An 18,479-nucleotide genomic window follows, 5' to 3' on the forward strand; every position below is an offset into this window, starting at 1 on the left:
TTGTATGAATAATCCTTAAGCATGTTTATGTTGGCTAGCAAGATCCAACAATTCATGAGCATGCTGTTTCGTTAACTCAGTGACCTCTACACCTGAAATCATTCTGGCAAGCTCTTCCACCTTAGACTTCTCTTTCAGTCCTGTTACAGATGTCGATACTCGATCCTTTGATTCATGCTTTGAGATATATAAATGTTGATCAGCCATCGCAGCGACTTGAGGTAGGTGCGTAATGACGAGCACTTGTGAACCTGAAGCAATGGTATAGATTTTTTCAGCAATCGCTTGGGCTACTCGACCACTTACTCCTGTATCTACTTCATCAAAAATCACTGAGGTGACGCCTTGATGCGTAGAGAAGATGGATTTAATGGCGAGCATGATTCGAGAAATTTCTCCACCTGAAGCCACTTTAGCCAAGGGTTTGACGGGTTCTCCAGGATTGGTGGAGATAAAGAATTCCACTTGATCCACACCGTTTGCAGATAAAGCTGCCATTCCCTTATTTTCATCCAATGAAGAGCTTTGAATGTTGATCTCAAAAATGGTCTTTTCCATATATAAAGCTCTAAGCTGCTTGTGAATGGCTTCAGTCAGCTCTAAAGCAGCCTTTTTGCGAATTGTTGTGAGCGCTTTGGCTTCAACTGTTAAATCAAGAAGAACACCGTCAAGCTCCTGATGTAAGGAATGCAAACGGTCATCCTTATTGAGTTTTGTATCAAGCTCTTCCTCAATTCGCGAAGCATACTCTAATATCTCTTCCACCGTTGTACCATATTTGCGCTTAAGCTGCTGGATTTCAGCGAGGCGATTCTCAATTAATTCTAAACGATCAGGATCAAATTCAATTTGCTCCATTTGCTCTCTAATTGAAAACGCCGCTTCCTCCATCATATAATAGCTACTACTCACACTTTCATGTAAGGATTTCAGATTGGCATCTAGATCACTCGCTGTTTCGAGATTCGCCGCACTATCGTTCATGGCATCAAGTGCCTGCCCATCGCCATACAGTCGTTCATAGCTATCTCTAAGCAGTGTATAAAGCTTTTCACTATTAGCTAAACGTTTGCGATCTTCTTCAAGCTGATCGTCTTCTTTTGGCTTAAGTTCAGCTTTCTCGATTTCTTCTAATTGATACCTAAGTAAATCGATTCGCTGAGCCGTTTCTTGCTCATTTTCGCTTAAGGCCGATATTTGTTTATTAATTTTCTGAGCCCGTTCATACAACTCACGATATTCTTGGAATGTGGATTTAAGCTTGTTCGTCGCATACTGGTCCAAAAACCGCAAATGCTTGTCCGGTTGCATTAATGACTGATGCTCATGCTGACCATGAACATCAACTAAAGACTGACCGATTTCACGTAGGATACCAAGTGTAACTAGCTTACCATTGATTCGACAAATGCTTTTCCCTTGACTCGTTATTTCCCTGCGCAAGATCAGTTCTTCATTCGCCTCTATTCCAAGTTCAACAGCTTTTAAGACCGCTTGATGTTTGGCGTCAACTGCAAATAATCCTTCGATCTCTGCTCTTGTTTCTCCGTGACGAACAAACTCTGCAGAACCTCGTCCACCAAGTAATAAACCAATGGCATCAATAATAATGGACTTCCCTGCGCCTGTCTCTCCAGTTAGAACAGTTAGACCACTTTCAAAAGGAATGGTCAGTTCTTCAATTATGGCAAAATGCCTCACTGAAAGTTCAATTAACATCGATTCCCCACCTTATAGCATGTCTAAGAATCGAGAACTAATGAGTTCTCCATCCTTTTTATTCTTGCAGATAATCAATAAGGTATCATCTCCACAAATGGTTCCCATTAGCTCTTCCCAATCAAGATTGTCAATTAACGCTCCAATCGCGTTGGCATTTCCAGGTAAGCATTTCATGACAATCAAGTTGTCCGTACTGTCAATACTGATAAAGCTATCTGTTAGGCTGCGCTTAAGCTTTTGCAGCGGGTTAAACCGTTGATCCGCAGGTAAGCTATATTTATAGCGTCCATCCTGCATAGGTACCTTTACAAGATGCAATTCCTTTATGTCTCTTGATACCGTAGCTTGAGTTACGTTATACCCTAATCCTTTTAAATAATCAACTAAGTCTTCTTGCGTTTCAATGGCTTGATTCGCGATGACTTCCCTTATCTTAATATGTCGTTGACCTTTATTCAATAAACTCACCTTTTTCATATGATTTCCTTATCACCCATTATGATATGAAATGCCTACTAAAACAATAGCTGAACCCATTTCAACAAAAAAGAAAACAAGAACTAACATCATAAAAATAAAGCAACATGTACGATTTATGCATGAATGTAATGAAAACCAGCTGAATTTAAAAAGGGACTGATGACTCTAAATAATAGAATCATTAGTCCCCCTTTACATCATGATTGTTCTGACTCAGACCCTTTTGTATTCAGCTGTTGTGCTTGTTTCACAACATCCTGAATGGTTGAATCATTTAACTTACTTACCGTTTCGTTTTCATCTAAAGGCAATGTAAGGTGCATTAAAAACTCAATGTTTCCTTCCCCACCTGTAATGGGTGAATAATCAAGAGCACGCACGTGAAACCCTTCCTTATTCGCCATTTCACTAACGTTTAATAACACTTGCTCATGAATGGCAGGATCTCGTATGATTCCTTTTTTTCCTACTTGCTCTCGACCTGCTTCAAATTGAGGCTTAACTAGTGCCAAGACATCGCCTCCTGCACATAGAACAGTCTTCAAGGTTGGCAGGATTAGTTTTAAGGAAATAAACGAAACATCAATGCTTGCAAATTCAGGTAAGCCCTCCTGCAGGTCTTCAGGTTTTACATAGCGAAAATTCGTTCGCTCCATCACAACAACCTGCTCGTGCTGCCTAATCTTCCAAGCGAGTTGGTTGTACCCTACATCAAGCGCATAAACAAGTGATGCTCCGTTTTGCAAGGCACAATCAGTGAACCCACCAGTAGAGGCACCAATATCAAGCATGATCTTATCTCGTACGTCTACATCAAACACCTTTAACGCTTTCTCCAGCTTAAAGCCACCGCGACTGACGTACGGCATAAGCTGACCTTTTACTTCGAGAGGTGCCTCATGATCAATTTTCATTCCTGGTTTATCCAGACGCTCGGTACCAGAGTAAACCAAGCCTGCCATAACAGCACGCTTGGCTTTCTCACGTGAATCAATTAGCCCCCGGTCCACTAATAATGTATCAATTCGTTCTTTTTTCACAGGTTATGCTCTTTTCTGTTTAGCAGGAATGAACTCAACTAGTTGGCTCATCACATTCTTTGATGTTAATCCAATCTCTTCAAGTAGTTGTGGAACATCTCCATGCTCAATGTATTCATCAGGAATTCCCAGTCGTCTTACTTGGACGTGATGGTAGCCATGTTCATTAAAATGCTCAAGAACAGCACTACCGAAACCGCCTTGAAGAGCTGTTTCTTCAATCGTCATCACTGGAATTTCTTCCTCTGCTAATTTGTTTAAAAGCTCAATATCTAATGGCTTCACCGAATTCGCGTTTATAATGCGAATAGATAACCCTTCAGCTTCAAGCGCTTTTGCTGCTTCTTCGGCGACAGGAATCATCGTACCAAAAGTTAAAATACAGCCATCTGTACCTTCACGAAGGGTTTCCCATTTTCCAATCTCAACGGTTTTAAACTCTTCATCCATCGGTACCCCGTACCCATTTCCACGAGGATATCTGACAGCCACTGGACCATCATCGTATTCTAAAGCAGTATGAAGCATATTTTGTAATTCATTTTCATCCTTAGGATTTAGAATGGTCATGTTTGGTAGATGACGTAAATAAGCAATATCAAATACGCCCTGATGCGTTTCCCCATCTGCTCCTACAAGTCCTGCACGATCTATCGCAAACACAACGTTGAGGTTCTGACGACATATATCATGCACTAATTGATCGTATCCTCTTTGTAGGAATGTAGAATAAACCGCAAACACAGGCTTTAATCCTTGAGTAGCTAGTCCACCTGCCATTGTTGTTGCATGCTGCTCAGCAATTCCTACATCAAACATTCTGTCCGGAAATGCTGCACCAAATGCGTCAAGCTTTGTTCCTCCAGGCATGGCCGCTGTAATTCCCACAATACGCTCATCTGTTTTTGCTTTCTTGATGAGTGTGTTTGCAAAAACCCCGCTATAACTTGGTGGACCTGGTTTAGAAACGACTTCTCCAGATTCAATCTTGTAAGGTCCAAGGCCATGCCATGTTCCTTTTGCATCATTTTCAGCAGGCTCGTAGCCTTTTCCTTTTTTCGTCAATAGATGAATTAACACAGGACCTTTTGTTTTCTTAGCATACTTAAGGTTGTCCATTAAATCATCAAGGTCGTGCCCGTCAACTGGTCCAAGGTACGTGAAACCAAGCTCTTCAAAGAAAACACCAGGGATCATCATATACTTCATGCTATCTTTAAATTTCTCAGCAGTAGAAGCCAGCTTCCCACCGACTGCAGGGATTTTTTTAATAAAGCCCTCAATTTCATCCTTTGCACGGTTATACTTTCCGCCTGTACGCAGGCGACCAAGCACACTGTGAAGCGCTCCAACGTTTGGTGCGATGGACATTTCATTATCATTTAAAATGACAATTAAATCTGTTTGTTCATGACCTATGTGGTTAAGTGCTTCAAAGGCCATTCCACCTGTTAACGCACCATCACCAATTACCGCAATGACACTCTCGTCCGTCCCTTTGATATCTCGAGCCGTTGCCATTCCCATTGCAGCAGAAAGAGAAGTCGAACTATGTCCCGTTTCCCAAACATCATGCTCACTCTCATTTCTCTTTGGAAAACCACAGAGCCCTTTATATTTACGTAACGTCTCAAATTGTCCAGCTCTTCCAGTTAAAATCTTATGAACATAGGCTTGATGCCCTACATCCCAAATGAATTTATCCTTTGGACTATCAAATAAATAATGCATCGCAATCGTTAACTCAACGACCCCAAGGTTTGGACCTAGGTGTCCACCCGTAACTGATAACTGCTGAACTAAGAAGTCCCGGATATCCTGCGACAACTCTTGAAGTTCTTTCTTGGAATAGCCTTTAATGGCTGCCGGATGTTGAAGGTCCTCTAACCTCATATACATATTCCCCACTTTCGTCAATCTTATCGAACCGTAATCTGTATCTAATCTCATATTGTGTTCTTAGTATATCAAAAATTGAAGCGTTACCCCAAATGTAATCCTTTCGCATTGAAAATATCCAAGAAAAAAGGCGACCCAACAAAGTGGAATCGCCTGAGACCAACGTCTATTAATGATTACGATATGCGACATAATTTGTTAAATCCTCAAGTAATGAGTGATCCATCTGAACATTTCGAAGAGAAGCCAGTGCCGCTTCAAGGTGATAGGTTAATTTTTCTTTTGCTCCGTCCATTCCTAGCATGCTTGGGTACGTACCTTTGTTATTGGATACATCGCTTCCAACTGGTTTTCCAATTGTGTCCGCATCGCCCTCAATATCAAGAATGTCATCTTTAATTTGGAATAACAAACCTAACTCTCTTCCAAACTGCCTTAAGTGAAGAATATCTTCTTCCGTCGCTTCTGCAAGAATGGCACCAGAAATGAGGGATCCAATAATTAAATCACCGGTTTTGTGATGATGGATGTGCTCTAATTCTTCAATGGATAGCTCTTTATTCTCGCCCTCCATATCAGAAACCTGGCCGCCAACCATACCTTGTGCACCAGCAGCCTGTGAAATTTCACGGATAAGGGAAACAATTAATGCGGGATCTTCATCTATATTTGAAATGAGCTGAAAACTATGTGTAAGTAGCGCATCTCCTGCGAGAATCGCTGTTGCTTCTCCAAATACTTTATGGTTTGTTGGCTTACCTCGACGCAGATCATCATCATCCATCGCAGGAAGGTCATCATGAATCAATGAATATGTGTGTATCATTTCAATCGCGCAGGCTACGTCCATCCCTTTTTTGATTGGCATGCCAAATCCTCTAAGAACAGCCATTAACAGAACCGGTCTAATACGTTTTCCACCTGCTTGCAGGGAGTAGATCATCGATTTCTTTAATGAATCAGGTGTTTGCAATATATCAATTGTTTGAATAAGTTGAGCTTCAATTTCAACCTTAGATGATTCGATAAAGCGTTCTAGTTCTGCTGTCACTCCTGGTCCTCCCCACTTAAGTCAAGCTCTTCTATTTCACCATCTTCATGCAGAATTTGGTCCATTTGTTTTTCGATATGTTCAAGCTTCACATGGCATTGTTTGGATAGATCCATACCTTGTTGGAACATTTCAATGGCTTGTTCAAGAGGCACATCTCCTTGTTCAAGCTTGTCTACAACTTCTTCTAGCTGTTCCATCGCTTCTTCAAAGCTAATGGTTTCTTCTTTATTTGCCATGTGATTCACTCCTCGGTATCTTTTTTTCTTTTCCTGTTATCTGACAAAAATAAGTTCCATCCGTCACTTGTAACTCTAACACTTCATCCGGTTCTGCTTGATCAACAGATTTTATCAGTTCACCGGTAATCTGCTGGTAAGCAAGACTATAGCCACGACTCATGACTTGAAGTGGACTAAGAAGTTGCAGCTGTTGTAGGCTATTTTGGAAACGCTGTTGCTTCTTTGCCACGATTTGGTTTGTTTCTCGTTTTAACGATAGCTCATGACGAGTGAGTTTTTCCTGCATTTGTTTAATACGTTCTTTTGGATGAGCTAGAAGTACACTTTTAGCAAGCTGCTCTTGTTGTCCTTTTTTCTTTTCAACTAAACGATTCATCGATCGCTTTAGCTGATCAATCCGAGTGTCGAGCTCCTGTTCCTTTTGACGAATCAGTTGCGCTGGATACTTAAATGCGTAGGACTTTTGCAAGCGATCTAGCTGCCTTCTTTCTTGTTTCACTCTCTCCCGCATGCCAACTAACAGACGTTGCTTTTGAGTTAAGGTTCTATGTAACAAGTCGAGGCGATTCGGTACAGCGAGTTCCGCTGCGGCTGTTGGAGTTGGTGCTCTTAAGTCAGATACAAAGTCACTAATGGTGAAGTCGGTCTCGTGCCCCACTGCTGAAATAATTGGTACGTTTGCCTCAGCAATTGTGCGAACAACCTGTTCATCGTTAAAAGCCCAAAGCTCTTCAATTGAGCCTCCGCCTCGTCCTGCGATTAATACATCAAATACTCCAGCTGCATCGGCTTGCATAATCGCACGTACGATAGAGGCCGGTGCTTGATCTCCCTGCACTAAAGCCGGAAGCAATGTAATTTGTGCAATTGGATAACGTCTTTTTAACGTTGTGAGAATGTCTCGTACCGCCGCACCTGTTGGTGAAGTCACTACAGCTATTCGCTTTGGATAAATAGGAATGGGCTTTTTTCGTTCATCGGAAAATAAACCTTCCTCTTCAAGCGTTTCTTTAAGCTTCTCATATGCTAAATATAAATTACCGATTCCGTCAGGCTGCATCTCTTTTGCATAAAGCTGATACTGACCGTAGGGCTCATAGACATTCACTTCTCCCCGAATTAAGACCTTCATTCCATTCTCCGGTTTAAATGCTAAGTAGCGATTATGACCTGCAAACATGACTGCTTGAATTCGCGAATTCTCGTCCTTAACGGAAAAGTACATATGTCCACGACTGTGCTGTTTAAAATTAGAAAGTTCTCCTCGAATCCAAACGTCAGGAAGAAGCTTGTCTGTTTCGAGTAACCCTTTTATATATCGTGTTAATTCTGAAACGGAAACAATCGATTCAGACATGTCATTCCTCCTTACGAGCGATTGATAGCAGATTCAATCGTGTTTTCAAGTAGCATGGTGATGGTCATTGGGCCCACACCACCAGGAACTGGCGTTAAATGAGAAGCAACTTCTTCCACATCTGCAAAATCCACATCGCCACAAAGCTTTCCATTTTCATCACGATTCATTCCAACATCAATCACAACTGCACCTGGTTTCACATCTTCTTTTTTAATTAGCTTGGCTATTCCAACCGCAACAACAAGAATATCTGCTTGTTTTGTGATTGCATTTAAATCTGGAGTACGCGAATGACAGTACGTAACAGTCGCATGTTCATTTAACAATAACTGTCCAACTGGCTTTCCAACAATATTACTTCTGCCCACTACAACCGCATGCTTTCCTGCAATATCAACGTTTGAAGCTTTAAGCAATTCAATAATGCCGTATGGTGTACAAGGTAAAAACGTTTTTTCACCTGTCATCATCTTACCTATACTAATTGGATGAAATCCATCTACATCCTTAGTTGGACTAATGGCTTCAATTACAGCTTGTTCAGAGATTTGTTTTGGCAACGGTAATTGAACAAGAATTCCATCAATCGTCGGATCCTCGTTTAACTCACGAATGTGATTAAGTAGCTCTTCTTCTGTCGTTTCCTCAGAAAGATGTCTTAGCTCTGAATGAATCCCGGCTTTTTCGCACGAACGCTGTTTGGAACGCACATACGTTTGTGATGCTTGATTGTCCCCAACTAAGATCACTGCAAGACCTGGAACAATACCTTGTTCCGTCAGAGCTTGAACACGTTCTTTCATTTCTGCTTGTTTAGAGGCTGCTAGTTCTTTTCCATTCATTAATTCCGCTGTCATCATGATCACTCCGTTGTAGTTAATTTGCAGACAAAAGACACCCGATTAATCGGGGTGGATAAACGATAATTGATCTTACTCGTTTGATTCTCTATTCATCATATCAACTGAGTTTGATAAAACTCCATTCATAAATCGACCGGCTTCTTCTCCCCCGAATGCTTTTGACAATTCAATGGCTTCATTAAATGTTACATTCGCCGGGATATCGTCTATATATTTCATTTCGAACAGAGCCATACGTGCAATGGCTCTGTCAACATGACCAATACGCTCGATCGTATATCCTTGTAGATTACTCGAGATCCATCCGTCAAGTTCTTTTTTATGTTCTAACGTACCATGCACTAACTGATGGAAGAAATCACTAGGTTCTTCGTCATCATTTAGTACACTTTCCATCGCTAGGTCTGGTTCTGTTTTAATTACATCAATTTGGTATAGGGCTTGTGCCGCTCTTAGTCTTGCTACCCGTCGATTCATAGATATGAACTCCTTATCATTTAAAAAAATTCTAATGAACGTCTAGTATAACGCACTTTTTTGTCTGTGGAAAATCGTTTTGTCGACGTTCGTGTACTTTTCACGAAATTTGTACAAAAATAGTCTGGATACATGCTTTCCAACATGCAGCCAGACTATTTTTACACGCAGGTTAGATAACCCTATTATTCGTCTTTTGCTGGTTCTGTTGATTCAAACTGAACCCCAACAACATGGACATTAATCGCCTCAAGTTGAATTGCTGTCATCGTTAGTAACGTTTGTTTGATATTCATCTGAACAAGATTTGCAACCTCAGGAACAGAAGCTCCGTAGACAATTACAACAGAGACATCAACAATAATGCCACTTTCATCCAGATCAACTTTTACACCTTTACCATGATTCTTACGCCCTAAGCGCTCAGCAACATCAGTCGCGAAACTTCCACGCAAGGTCGCAATTCCTTCAACCTCTTGAGCTGCAATTCCTGCAATGACTTCAATGACCTCAGGAGAGATCTCGACTTTCCCTAAGCCTGACTTTTGTTCCTCTAATTCCAAAATTTGATTATCTTCCATAATGGCCTCCTCTTATTAACGTTATTGTTTTTCTTTATCGGATGGCATTACTTCATATTGCTCAATGAATTTCGTATTAAATTCCCCAGAGCGGAATACTTCATGATCAAATAATCGAAGGTGGAACGGAATGGTAGTATCCACTCCTTCAATATCAAATTCCTCAAGTGCTCGCTTCATCCGTTCAACTGCTTCACCGCGCGTTGGGGCATGAACGATTACTTTTGCAATCATTGAATCATAAAATGGTGTAATCTTATACCCTTGGTATGCAGCAGAATCAATTCGTACACCAAAACCTCCTGGAACTAGGTAACGAGTAATTAATCCTGGAGATGGCATGAAATTCTTAGAAGGATTTTCTGCATTGATTCGACATTCAATCGCAACACCTTGGAACGTCACATCTTCTTGGGAAAAGGAGAGCGGCTGACCATTCGCTACACGAATTTGTTCTTTAATTAAATCAATACCCGTAACCATTTCAGTTACTGGATGCTCAACTTGAATACGAGTATTCATCTCCATAAAGAAGAAGGTTCCATCATTATGATCATAGATAAATTCTACCGTACCTGCTCCAACATAATCAACAGCTTGCGCAGCTGCAACAGCAGCTTGCCCCATTTCGGCACGTTTTTCAGGAGTTAAGGCAGGAGATGGCGTTTCCTCTACAAGCTTCTGCAGACGACGCTGAATGGAGCAGTCACGCTCACCTAAATGGACGGTATTACCTAACGTATCAGCCATCACTTGAATTTCAACATGACGGAAATCTTCAATAAATTTCTCAAGATACACACCAGGGTTACCAAAGGCTGTGGCTGCCTCTTGTTGTGTAATATTGATACCTTTACGAAGCTCCTCTGGATTTCTGGCTACGCGGATTCCTTTTCCGCCACCACCGGCTGTTGCCTTGATAATGACTGGATAGCCAATTTCTTCAGCAATCTCAAGTCCAGCCTCTGGGCTTTCAATAATCCCATTTGAGCCTGGGACAACTGGAACACCTGCTTTTTTCATCGTTTCACGAGCCACATCTTTTGTACCCATTTGGTTAATAGCAGAAGGACTTGGTCCGATAAATGTAATATTACATGCTGCACAAATCTCAGCAAAGTCTGCGTTCTCCGCTAGGAAACCGTAACCTGGGTGAATCGCATCTGACTCAGTTAATGTGGCTACGCTCATAATATTTGTGAAGTTTAAGTAGCTTTGACCGGATGCTGTTGGCCCAATACAAAATGCTTGATCAGCAAGCTTCACATGGAGTGCATCAACATCTGCTTCAGAATAAACGGCTACCGTCTCAATTCCAAGCTCCTGGCACGCACGGATAATTCGAACAGCAATTTCTCCGCGATTGGCAATTAGTATTTTTTTTATCATCTTTAACCCAGCTCCTAGATTATTTCAGTTCCACAACAAATAGAGGTTGTCCGTACTCAACTAACTCCCCGTTTTGCGCAACAACTTCAACAATTTTGCCATTCACATCTGCTTCGATCTCGTTCATAAGCTTCATTGCTTCTACAATACAAACGATTGAATCTTTTTTCACATCATCGCCAACTCCTACATAAGGACCATCTTCTGGTGATGGTGAAGAGTAAAATGTTCCTACCATTGGAGATGTTACTGTGTGAAGGTTCTCTTTCTTCTCAGGTTGTGCTTGAGTAGTAGCCTCTTGAGGCGCTTCACTCGTTTGAGTAGCAACAGGTTGTTGTGCCTCCACTTGACGAACAGGTTCGTACGCTTGGGCCTGTACAATAGTTTCAGCCTTTACCTTCTTAAGGACAAGCTTATTCCCGTTTTGCTCGTATTCTAATTCATCAATATCCGATTGATTGACTGCTTCTATTAATTCTTTAATCTCTTGAACGTTCATAGTTATTATGTACAACTCCTTCATCATTGGTTAGCACTTGCGACAATTATAACATGGCCCCTGCACTCAAAGTAGTAAGAAAAATTGACTACATTAGACAAGTTCTTTTCCTGTTATAAAAAATCCTTCATTCATTGAATAAAGGATCAATCCGCTTATTCTTGCTCTTCGCTTACTTGTTCTGACTCTACTTGATCCTTCACTAGAGCATCTTTTTTGTATTGACGAAACACAGGGAATTCCGAAAGATTATCAGGAATCTTGCCATTTTCAAGTAGAATAATCTTTACAATATCCTTGTTTCGCGCCATATGGTATTTCTCATCATATTCATTCTCTTTAGTATACCTTTTTAAGTTCTCGTAATCTTCTTCTTGGATGGAGACTGTATAGGTATCTTCGTCTTGCTCTTCAAATTGCTCCTCAAACCCTACTTCAAATTCAACGATTTGAATATGATCGTTCTTGATATTACGAGTTTGCTCTAATACTGCCTTCGCGCCCTCGGTTAGGTCTGTCCATTCCATACTTATCGCTCCTCGTAAACAAATTGCACCTAAAGTATTATAACATGACTCTTTGATGAATGCATTAATGCATCTAATCTGCCCTAACAGTCTAACCAACTAGCCCAAGAATTAAAAGAAAACACAACTGGCGCACACCCTTTTAGTAGGTTGTACGCCAGCCTTCATCTTAACCGTTTAATTGTTTCCGCCTGTATTATGAGAAACGGAAACGTTGTTTGCTTGCCCTAGCTGCTCTTTCGCTAGAAGAATGATATCATTTGCTTCTGCTGATGTTAACTCATCTGCGTCAACCATCACCTGAACCTTTGATTCTTCACTTATGACAAGCACATTCTCATACCCCTTTGTTTTTAAAAGGGATTCAAGTGTCTCCTCATTTTGAGTTAGGTTCATAATTTCCATGCTCTTGTCACGTGCTTCTACTTTTTCTTCAGCTGTTGCATCTGGAGCAGCTGATGTTTCCATGTATTGCTCTGCAAGTTTTGCACGAGATTCAACAACTTGCATGCGGGCTTCTGTAAAATAATTAGCAACATTATCTTCACCTGTTACCTCAAGAATCCCTTCCACTTCTCCATCTTGAGTGACCTGCACTTCAATTTGGTTTTCGCCATCACTTGCTGCGTTTTCTTCAGTAGCGGGTTCGTCGTCCGTTAGAGCTAAATTTGTATTACCTGAAGAGACATAGTAAACGGAAAGAACAATTATTAAACTTAACATCGTTAAAAGCCATACTGTCTGTTTTTTTAGTGCCATTTTTATTCCTCCTTAGATTTCTTAGGCATAACTGAAATACGATGGGCAGGCACATCCAGTACTCTACTTACCGCTTCAACCACCCAAGCTTTAACTTGTACATTTTCTACTCCCTCGGCTACTACAAGCACACCTTTAATGTTCGGTTTCTCTGTCTGAATGAGTAACGGTTCCTCTTTGTCTCCGTTACGAATAATGACTGTTTGTTCGTCAATGGTTTGATCGGTAACCTCTCGCGTTCCACCTTCACGGTCTGTTTCACTTGTTTGCTGATTTTTAGAACTCGAATTCTTCTCGTAAATTTGCTTTTCCGTTTCAGCTAGATTAATCATGACTGACACTTCACTTAATCCAACAATCTCTTCCAACGTTTCTCTCAGCTGATTCTCGTAGCGGTCCTCATAATCCGTCATGCTGACAGGCTCTGCTGAATCTTGTTTAAAGACTTCCACATCCCCTTTTTCACCCTCGTCATCCTTGGATTGAAAAGTAGGCACAACGGATTGACTTTGTTCTGGTGGTGATCCCTGAAACACTTGGTTTGCAACCATTAATAGGATCCCAACAATACCTAAAACTAAGATGTATCGATAATTTTTCTTTTTGCCTTGCTCCTGGCCTCCAAGTTTCTTTAACCACCCGAAGCCTTTAGGATTCTCTTCACCCATCGACCTGTTCTCCTCCTTCCAAGTAAAGCATGATCTTACTTTCTGGAATCTCCCAGCTTTCTGCGAGATATTTTTTTACCGGAAGTAGGTCGACAGTTTCTTCTTCACTTGGTTGCTTAGAGAGGTCAACTCGGACCGTTTGAATTTCACGTGTAGTCGTTTGCTCTTCAGCTTGCTCCTCTGACTCTCGAACAACTGCATGTACCTCTACTGCCTCCTCATCTTCCTGACCTCCCTGTTCCGTTTCTTGCAACACTTCTACACTTGTAAATTCGAGTGAATAGGTGTCTCTCATTGTTTCTTCTGCTTGTTCTACTAGTTGGTCAGCCACCTGTTCAGAAATATATGCAGCTCGTACCTCTTCTAACCCACTTTTCTGCAAATTTATTTGACTTTCTATTGAATTTGTTTCGTAAGGGTCACTTGCTTGGAGATTTCGCACCCAATCATCTGCATCCATTGTGAATAATGAAAGAACTGGTTTCAGCATGGCAATTAGGATTAATAAACTAATAACCATCTTGACGTACCCTCTCATTGATGAATTTGGCAGGAGCATCTCAAGGATAATTGCAAGCATGATTAATAATACGAGACCTGTAATCCAACCTGTCAGCATTCCCAAACCATCACACCCCTAACGCATCATAAACGAAAGATTACTTGCTGCTACCATTAAAGTAACAGCTAAGAAGAACATCAAACTAACAAGCGCCAGTGCAGCAAATACATACATCACTGCTTTTCCAATAATTGATAGACACTCAATAATCGGCCCCCCACCTAGTGGTTGCAAAATAGCGGCTGATAGATTAAAAATAATTCCTAGTGATAGTACTTTTAGTAGCGGAAATACACAGATCATGAACAAAATCCCGAGTCCTGTTACTCCTACTGTATTTTTTAAAAGAATGGAAGCACTCATCACCGTATCTGTAGCATCGGTAAACATCTTTCCTACAACCGGTATAAAGTTCCCCGCTATAAACTTTGCGGTGCGAATAGTCAATCCATCGGTTGCCGCAGTTGAAGCTCCTTGAACGGAGATGACTCCTAAAAATACTGTCATGAAAATCCCTAACAAGCCGACAGCAATATTACGAAAAAAGTCAGCAAGCTTTGAAACCTTGTACTGATCACTCAGTGTACTTACCATGCCAAGTACAGCTGAGAAAAAAAGTAAGGGAAGTACAAACTGATTTACCAGGATTCCACTCGTATTTACAAGAAAAATGATGAGCGGATGGAACAGTGCGGACGATGCAATGCTTCCAATTGAAGCCATAAGAGCTAACAGTAACGGGAGCAACGCAATCATAAAATGAATCATGCTGTTTATCGCATCCGTTGCATATGTGATCGCTACATGAAAGCTATTAATCGCTAAAATCATGAGTACAAGATATGTGACTGCGTATGCTGCTTTGCTTACATTTTGACTCTCAAAGGCATTTTGAATGGTTTGCATGATTTGGCTAAACAGCGTAAGTAAGATCAACATGCCAAGTAGCTTACTGTTTACAATCAGCTCGTGAAGCAAAAACTTTACAAGCCCCATTCCCCACTCTTTAATTTGAAACTGCTTCTCTCCAGTTATAAATTCTCTAAACGAACCCTTTTGACTTTCAGGCAGAAACCCACCGTATTCCGTGGAGACCTGCTCCCAATATCGCTGAATTTCATCTAGTTGAAGTCGTTCAATTTGTCGATCAATAAATGTTGGATCTTCTGAAAGGCTCTCTTCATCTGTCGGTTTCATTTCATCTACAGCTTGTACCACACTCGGATTAAAGAAAAAGAGAATGGCCATCACGACAAGTAGGATTAAACGACGCAAGTGCTACTCTCCTCCCCTCACCTAACCTGGTAGCAACGATAAAATCATTTCAATAACTGCTTTAATGATAGGAATGGCTAACACGAGGATTAAAATCTTCCCAGCAAGCTCTATCTTTGAAGCCATGGATGCTTGTCCGGCGTCCTTGGCAATCTGAGCACCAAACTCCGCAATATAGGCGATACCAATAATCTTTAGGATGGTTTGCAAATACATGATGTGAACATTCGCATCTTTTGCGATTCCTTCAAGTAGATGAATAATTTTAACTAATTCATCTACAACAAATAAGAAGATCATGACACCTGCAAACAAGGTTATTAAAAATGCAAAAATCGGTTTTTGTTCACGAACAACAAGCGCTAAAAACGTTGCGATCAGACCGATTCCAACAATTTGAATGATGTCCATCGCAACGCTCACCTCTATCCTTGAAAGAGGAATACACCTCTAATTTTTTGAAACAAGTCATCAACAATGGTGGCTACCATATATAACACAACAACAAACCCGATTAATGTAACCCAGTGAGCCCAATCTTCTTTTCCCATTTGCTTGAGTACCGTGTGAATCATTGCCACAACGATCCCTATCCCTGCAATTTGGAAAATGGTATTTACGTCATAAGCCAACTGTCATCCCTCCTTTTTTCTACTAAATCATCAGAATGACAATTAGCAGACCGAATAGAAAGCCTAGGCTTTTCACCATTTTTTCGTAACGAATCTGATTGTCTCTCGCTTCAGCCTCTTCTCGTTCAAGGTGTACCATAGTTAATTTAATTTGTTTTTGTTGTTGATCCCGGTCATGCTGTCCAAGTGTCTGGCCAAATTGACGTAAGATTTCTCGTTCGCTCTTTAATAAGCTTGTGAGTGACCATGTTTCCTCTAAACTTTGCTCCCATGCCACATGAGCCGACTCTCCCTTTAATTCAAGCTTAAGGGCGAAGCGTTCAAATAAAAGATTTACTGGGTGGCCCAGCTGCTTTGACAGTCTGACACTTGCCTCAGCGAGTGGCGTTAGACCATAAACCATCTCCGCTTCAAGTGCCTGAATGCCAACTTTTAACTGTCTTAGCTGTTTTGGCCTATTACTAATTCGTTTCGCTAGCTCAAAACCAATCCATGTACATGTGATGATGATGAGGATCGCTCCTAGCCATTTCATAATCCTTTAACCGTTCGCATGTGATTCAAGCTTTTTACTCTTCGGATTTGACCTGGGTTTTTACCGCGAGTAAGTTCCACACACTTATCAAATGCTTTCTCTGCAAATAACGCTCGCAAGGCGGGTCTAGAAGCGACTTCTTCCAGAGATGACCCATGCGCAGTAGAGATTACTCTCACTCCGGCATGAATCGCTTCTTGCAAGGCCAAACAATCTTCAGGTCGACCAATTTCATCAACAATTAAGACGTCCGGACTCATGGAGCGAATCATCATCATCATTCCTTCAGCCTTTGGACACCCATCTAAGACATCTACTCTGCGACCAAGCTGATGCTGCGGTACTCCTTTGATGCTCGCCGCAATCTCAGAGCGTTCATCTACAATGCCGATTTTTAATGGACGAATACCTGCAGACGCAACACCCGTACTAATGATGCGGGCTAAATCTCTAAGTAGCGTAGTTTTACCGCTTTGTGGCGGACCAATAAGTAAGCTATTTTTCCATCCACCTTCGTACAGAGTGGAGACAAGCGAATCCGCAGCGCCAATTGTTTGTCTCGCAACCCGAATATTAAATGAGCTGATATCTCTAATCGTTTTTACTTCACCTTTTTCCAGCGTCACCTTGCCTGCGAGCCCTACTCGATGTCCACCTTTAATGGTAATAAATCCTCGCTTTAACTCTTCTTCAAAGGCATACATGGAGTACTGACTTAACTGATTTAAGATAAATTGCGCATCACTCGGCTGCACAATCCATTCCCCTTCGCCATCTACACTCGGGTACATTGGAGTCCCCTGTGAGATTACTTCGAGTGGTCTATGAACACGTATCCGAATCTCCTCCACGCCCTCAATCATGACACTCGGTAGCTTCGTTAAACGCGCGCGAATGGCCGGTGGTAACACAGCTAAAATCTCTTCCATTCTGACTCCTCCTACATTTTTGCACCAATTAAAATGCAAGCAGCTCCGGTACCAATTAACATAAATTTGGGTATGGAAAGCTTGTCTGATAAACCAACTAGTCCAATAACGATGGATAATATAAAAATAGTTGGCCCAATCAAGGCGAGAATGCCATTTAAAAAGATTGCTTTCTCTACACTATTAAATCGAAGGATGAGCCCTGCTACGGTGATCTCGATTAATCCTGAAAGTACTCTTAGAAGGACCATAACGAGCAGGGTCCATTCAACAGCAACAAACCATTTCAACATACATCCCTCCAGAATCCACGTTCTTTAAAAAGGTATGCAGGGGTGGACGAGTTCAGAACAGGATCTCTAACCAGTTAAGACAGACTTCTAAGCTCGACTTCCTTTTGCTATACTTAGAGCGAGACAAAACGGATCAAGAGTAGAAAACGGAAAAGGGGAACAAACATGAGTAAAGTAGAGAGGAATATTGTTCTCATCGGATTTATGGGGGCAGGAAAAACAACGGTAGGAAAAGAGCTATCACGAATTCTAGGTTTGCGCTTTGTGGATTTAGATCAAGCGATTGAAGAGGAAGCCAACCAAACCATCCAGACGATTTTTAAGACGGAAGGAGAATCAGGCTTTCGCAAACGGGAGCGTTCGCTTTTTCATAAGCTTTCAAAGCAATCTGATATCATCTTTTCACTTGGCGGTGGCGCGTTCCTACAAGAGGAGATTCAGGCCGCTTGTTTGAATGACAGTTTAGTCATCTTCCTTGATATCGACTTCTCTATATGGTCTGAGCGCATTCCTTTGTTACAAAAGGATCGTCCGCTGCTTCAGCAAAAATCACTTGAAGAGATGAAGGAACTATACACCTCGAGAAAACAATCGTATTCTAAAGCTCACCTCATCATTCAAACAGGTCGATTAACACCTCCGCAAACGGCCGAAAAAATAGCAAAAACCATCCATCATGCGAAAGCATAAAGGATG

Annotated in this window: 23 protein-coding genes; 1 reads left to right on the forward strand and 22 read right to left on the reverse strand. The window is 41.4% G+C overall.

What is annotated here, in order from left to right; genetic code table 11:
• Positions 1 to 15: 15 nt before the first annotated feature.
• The 22 genes from recN to JNO66_RS18555 all read right to left on the reverse strand — a co-directional run bounded on the left by recN (position 16) and on the right by JNO66_RS18555 (position 17,783).
• Entirely contained in the window at positions 16 to 1,719 is a 1,704-nt protein-coding gene (gene recN / locus JNO66_RS18450) for a DNA repair protein RecN (protein ID WP_203090683.1), read from the reverse strand.
• A gap of 12 nt (positions 1,720 to 1,731) precedes the next feature.
• Positions 1,732 to 2,181 carry a transcriptional regulator AhrC/ArgR gene (gene ahrC, locus JNO66_RS18455; RefSeq protein WP_203090684.1) on the reverse strand — a complete coding sequence of 150 codons (450 nt, stop codon included), beginning with the start codon at positions 2,179 to 2,181 and terminating at the stop codon, positions 1,732 to 1,734.
• A gap of 218 nt (positions 2,182 to 2,399) precedes the next feature.
• The gene (locus tag JNO66_RS18460) at positions 2,400 to 3,242 is read right to left on the reverse strand and encodes a TlyA family RNA methyltransferase (RefSeq protein WP_203090685.1); all 843 of its coding nucleotides are present in this window, start codon (positions 3,240 to 3,242) and stop codon (positions 2,400 to 2,402) included.
• A 3-nt stretch (positions 3,243 to 3,245) separates the two neighbouring features.
• A complete protein-coding gene (dxs, locus tag JNO66_RS18465) occupies positions 3,246 to 5,135 on the reverse strand; it encodes a 1-deoxy-D-xylulose-5-phosphate synthase (RefSeq protein ID WP_203090686.1) in 1,890 nt (629 codons plus the stop codon).
• A gap of 175 nt (positions 5,136 to 5,310) precedes the next feature.
• Complete coding sequence (locus tag JNO66_RS18470) at positions 5,311 to 6,192, reverse strand: polyprenyl synthetase family protein (RefSeq protein ID WP_203090687.1); 882 nt, start codon at positions 6,190 to 6,192, stop codon at positions 5,311 to 5,313.
• Positions 6,189 to 6,431 (reverse strand): exodeoxyribonuclease VII small subunit, encoded by a 243-nt coding sequence (gene xseB / locus JNO66_RS18475; RefSeq protein WP_203090688.1) that lies wholly within the window; start codon positions 6,429 to 6,431, stop codon positions 6,189 to 6,191. The genes JNO66_RS18470 and xseB overlap by 4 nt, the downstream gene beginning before the upstream one ends.
• Entirely contained in the window at positions 6,421 to 7,791 is a 1,371-nt protein-coding gene (gene xseA / locus JNO66_RS18480) for an exodeoxyribonuclease VII large subunit (RefSeq protein ID WP_203090689.1), read from the reverse strand. The genes xseB and xseA overlap by 11 nt, the downstream gene beginning before the upstream one ends.
• Positions 7,792 to 7,802: 11 nt before the next feature.
• Positions 7,803 to 8,651 (reverse strand): bifunctional methylenetetrahydrofolate dehydrogenase/methenyltetrahydrofolate cyclohydrolase FolD, encoded by an 849-nt coding sequence (gene folD, locus JNO66_RS18485; protein WP_203090690.1) that lies wholly within the window; start codon positions 8,649 to 8,651, stop codon positions 7,803 to 7,805.
• A gap of 75 nt (positions 8,652 to 8,726) precedes the next feature.
• Positions 8,727 to 9,134, reverse strand: a complete 408-nt coding sequence (gene nusB / locus JNO66_RS18490; RefSeq protein ID WP_203090691.1) for a transcription antitermination factor NusB — start codon at positions 9,132 to 9,134, stop codon at positions 8,727 to 8,729.
• 185 nt (positions 9,135 to 9,319) lie between these two features.
• Positions 9,320 to 9,715, reverse strand: a complete 396-nt coding sequence (locus tag JNO66_RS18495) for an Asp23/Gls24 family envelope stress response protein (protein ID WP_203090692.1) — start codon at positions 9,713 to 9,715, stop codon at positions 9,320 to 9,322.
• A 21-nt stretch (positions 9,716 to 9,736) separates the two neighbouring features.
• On the reverse strand, positions 9,737 to 11,104 hold the full coding sequence (gene accC, locus JNO66_RS18500; protein WP_203090693.1) for an acetyl-CoA carboxylase biotin carboxylase subunit: 1,368 nt from the start codon (positions 11,102 to 11,104) through the stop codon (positions 9,737 to 9,739).
• A 19-nt stretch (positions 11,105 to 11,123) separates the two neighbouring features.
• Positions 11,124 to 11,603: an acetyl-CoA carboxylase biotin carboxyl carrier protein gene (gene accB / locus JNO66_RS18505; RefSeq protein WP_203090694.1), complete on the reverse strand. Its 480-nt coding sequence runs from the start codon at positions 11,601 to 11,603 to the stop codon at positions 11,124 to 11,126.
• Positions 11,604 to 11,758: 155 nt separating this feature from the next.
• Positions 11,759 to 12,130 (reverse strand): hypothetical protein, encoded by a 372-nt coding sequence (locus JNO66_RS18510; RefSeq protein WP_203090695.1) that lies wholly within the window; start codon positions 12,128 to 12,130, stop codon positions 11,759 to 11,761.
• 177 nt (positions 12,131 to 12,307) lie between these two features.
• Positions 12,308 to 12,889 carry a SpoIIIAH-like family protein gene (locus JNO66_RS18515; protein WP_203090696.1) on the reverse strand — a complete coding sequence of 194 codons (582 nt, stop codon included), beginning with the start codon at positions 12,887 to 12,889 and terminating at the stop codon, positions 12,308 to 12,310.
• A 2-nt stretch (positions 12,890 to 12,891) separates the two neighbouring features.
• A complete protein-coding gene (spoIIIAG, locus tag JNO66_RS18520) occupies positions 12,892 to 13,557 on the reverse strand; it encodes a stage III sporulation protein AG (RefSeq protein ID WP_203090697.1) in 666 nt (221 codons plus the stop codon).
• Positions 13,550 to 14,176, reverse strand: coding sequence for a stage III sporulation protein AF (spoIIIAF, locus tag JNO66_RS18525; protein WP_246483367.1), 627 nt, complete (start codon positions 14,174 to 14,176; stop codon positions 13,550 to 13,552). The genes spoIIIAG and spoIIIAF overlap by 8 nt, the downstream gene beginning before the upstream one ends.
• Before the next feature lie 18 nt (positions 14,177 to 14,194).
• Complete coding sequence (gene spoIIIAE, locus JNO66_RS18530) at positions 14,195 to 15,394, reverse strand: stage III sporulation protein AE (protein WP_203090699.1); 1,200 nt, start codon at positions 15,392 to 15,394, stop codon at positions 14,195 to 14,197.
• 21 nt (positions 15,395 to 15,415) lie between these two features.
• The gene (gene spoIIIAD, locus JNO66_RS18535) at positions 15,416 to 15,805 is read right to left on the reverse strand and encodes a stage III sporulation protein AD (protein WP_203090700.1); all 390 of its coding nucleotides are present in this window, start codon (positions 15,803 to 15,805) and stop codon (positions 15,416 to 15,418) included.
• A gap of 14 nt (positions 15,806 to 15,819) precedes the next feature.
• On the reverse strand, positions 15,820 to 16,026 hold the full coding sequence (spoIIIAC, locus tag JNO66_RS18540; RefSeq protein WP_010898943.1) for a stage III sporulation protein AC: 207 nt from the start codon (positions 16,024 to 16,026) through the stop codon (positions 15,820 to 15,822).
• 22 nt (positions 16,027 to 16,048) lie between these two features.
• Complete coding sequence (gene spoIIIAB, locus JNO66_RS18545; RefSeq protein ID WP_203090701.1) at positions 16,049 to 16,561, reverse strand: stage III sporulation protein SpoIIIAB; 513 nt, start codon at positions 16,559 to 16,561, stop codon at positions 16,049 to 16,051.
• Entirely contained in the window at positions 16,558 to 17,490 is a 933-nt protein-coding gene (spoIIIAA, locus tag JNO66_RS18550; protein ID WP_203090702.1) for a stage III sporulation protein AA, read from the reverse strand. The genes spoIIIAB and spoIIIAA overlap by 4 nt, the downstream gene beginning before the upstream one ends.
• An 11-nt stretch (positions 17,491 to 17,501) precedes the next feature.
• Complete coding sequence (locus JNO66_RS18555; protein ID WP_203090703.1) at positions 17,502 to 17,783, reverse strand: YqhV family protein; 282 nt, start codon at positions 17,781 to 17,783, stop codon at positions 17,502 to 17,504.
• Between the two features lie 165 nt (positions 17,784 to 17,948).
• Between JNO66_RS18555 and JNO66_RS18560 the strand changes: the two genes are divergently transcribed.
• On the forward strand, positions 17,949 to 18,473 hold the full coding sequence (locus JNO66_RS18560; RefSeq protein WP_203090704.1) for a shikimate kinase: 525 nt from the start codon (positions 17,949 to 17,951) through the stop codon (positions 18,471 to 18,473).
• Positions 18,474 to 18,479: the final 6 nt, after the last annotated feature.

Origin of the sequence: Alkalicoccobacillus gibsonii (genome assembly GCF_016798245.1) — a bacterium.
Lineage (GTDB): Bacteria > Bacillota > Bacilli > Bacillales > Bacillaceae_D > Alkalicoccobacillus > Alkalicoccobacillus gibsonii.

What these genes read in the sequence shown, in the direction of transcription:
- recN (WP_203090683.1), bottom strand. Translation starts at nt 1,719, where the DNA reads ATGTTAATTGAACTTTCAGTGAGGCATTTTGCCATAATTGAAGAACTG.
- dxs (WP_203090686.1), bottom strand. Translation starts at nt 5,135, where the DNA reads ATGAGGTTAGAGGACCTTCAACATCCGGCAGCCATTAAAGGCTATTCC.
- xseB (WP_203090688.1), bottom strand. Translation starts at nt 6,431, where the DNA reads ATGGCAAATAAAGAAGAAACCATTAGCTTTGAAGAAGCGATGGAACAG.
- xseA (WP_203090689.1), bottom strand. Translation starts at nt 7,791, where the DNA reads ATGTCTGAATCGATTGTTTCCGTTTCAGAATTAACACGATATATAAAA.
- folD (WP_203090690.1), bottom strand. Translation starts at nt 8,651, where the DNA reads ATGACAGCGGAATTAATGAATGGAAAAGAACTAGCAGCCTCTAAACAA.
- nusB (WP_203090691.1), bottom strand. Translation starts at nt 9,134, where the DNA reads ATGAATCGACGGGTAGCAAGACTAAGAGCGGCACAAGCCCTATACCAA.
- JNO66_RS18495 (WP_203090692.1), bottom strand. Translation starts at nt 9,715, where the DNA reads ATGGAAGATAATCAAATTTTGGAATTAGAGGAACAAAAGTCAGGCTTA.
- accC (WP_203090693.1), bottom strand. Translation starts at nt 11,104, where the DNA reads ATGATAAAAAAAATACTAATTGCCAATCGCGGAGAAATTGCTGTTCGA.
- accB (WP_203090694.1), bottom strand. Translation starts at nt 11,603, where the DNA reads ATGAACGTTCAAGAGATTAAAGAATTAATAGAAGCAGTCAATCAATCG.
- JNO66_RS18510 (WP_203090695.1), bottom strand. Translation starts at nt 12,130, where the DNA reads ATGGAATGGACAGACCTAACCGAGGGCGCGAAGGCAGTATTAGAGCAA.
- JNO66_RS18515 (WP_203090696.1), bottom strand. Translation starts at nt 12,889, where the DNA reads ATGGCACTAAAAAAACAGACAGTATGGCTTTTAACGATGTTAAGTTTA.
- spoIIIAG (WP_203090697.1), bottom strand. Translation starts at nt 13,557, where the DNA reads ATGGGTGAAGAGAATCCTAAAGGCTTCGGGTGGTTAAAGAAACTTGGA.
- spoIIIAF (WP_246483367.1), bottom strand. Translation starts at nt 14,176, where the DNA reads ATGCTGACAGGTTGGATTACAGGTCTCGTATTATTAATCATGCTTGCA.
- spoIIIAD (WP_203090700.1), bottom strand. Translation starts at nt 15,805, where the DNA reads ATGGACATCATTCAAATTGTTGGAATCGGTCTGATCGCAACGTTTTTA.
- spoIIIAB (WP_203090701.1), bottom strand. Translation starts at nt 16,561, where the DNA reads ATGAAATGGCTAGGAGCGATCCTCATCATCATCACATGTACATGGATT.
- spoIIIAA (WP_203090702.1), bottom strand. Translation starts at nt 17,490, where the DNA reads ATGGAAGAGATTTTAGCTGTGTTACCACCGGCCATTCGCGCGCGTTTA.
- JNO66_RS18555 (WP_203090703.1), bottom strand. Translation starts at nt 17,783, where the DNA reads ATGTTGAAATGGTTTGTTGCTGTTGAATGGACCCTGCTCGTTATGGTC.
- JNO66_RS18560 (WP_203090704.1), top strand. Translation starts at nt 17,949, where the DNA reads ATGAGTAAAGTAGAGAGGAATATTGTTCTCATCGGATTTATGGGGGCA.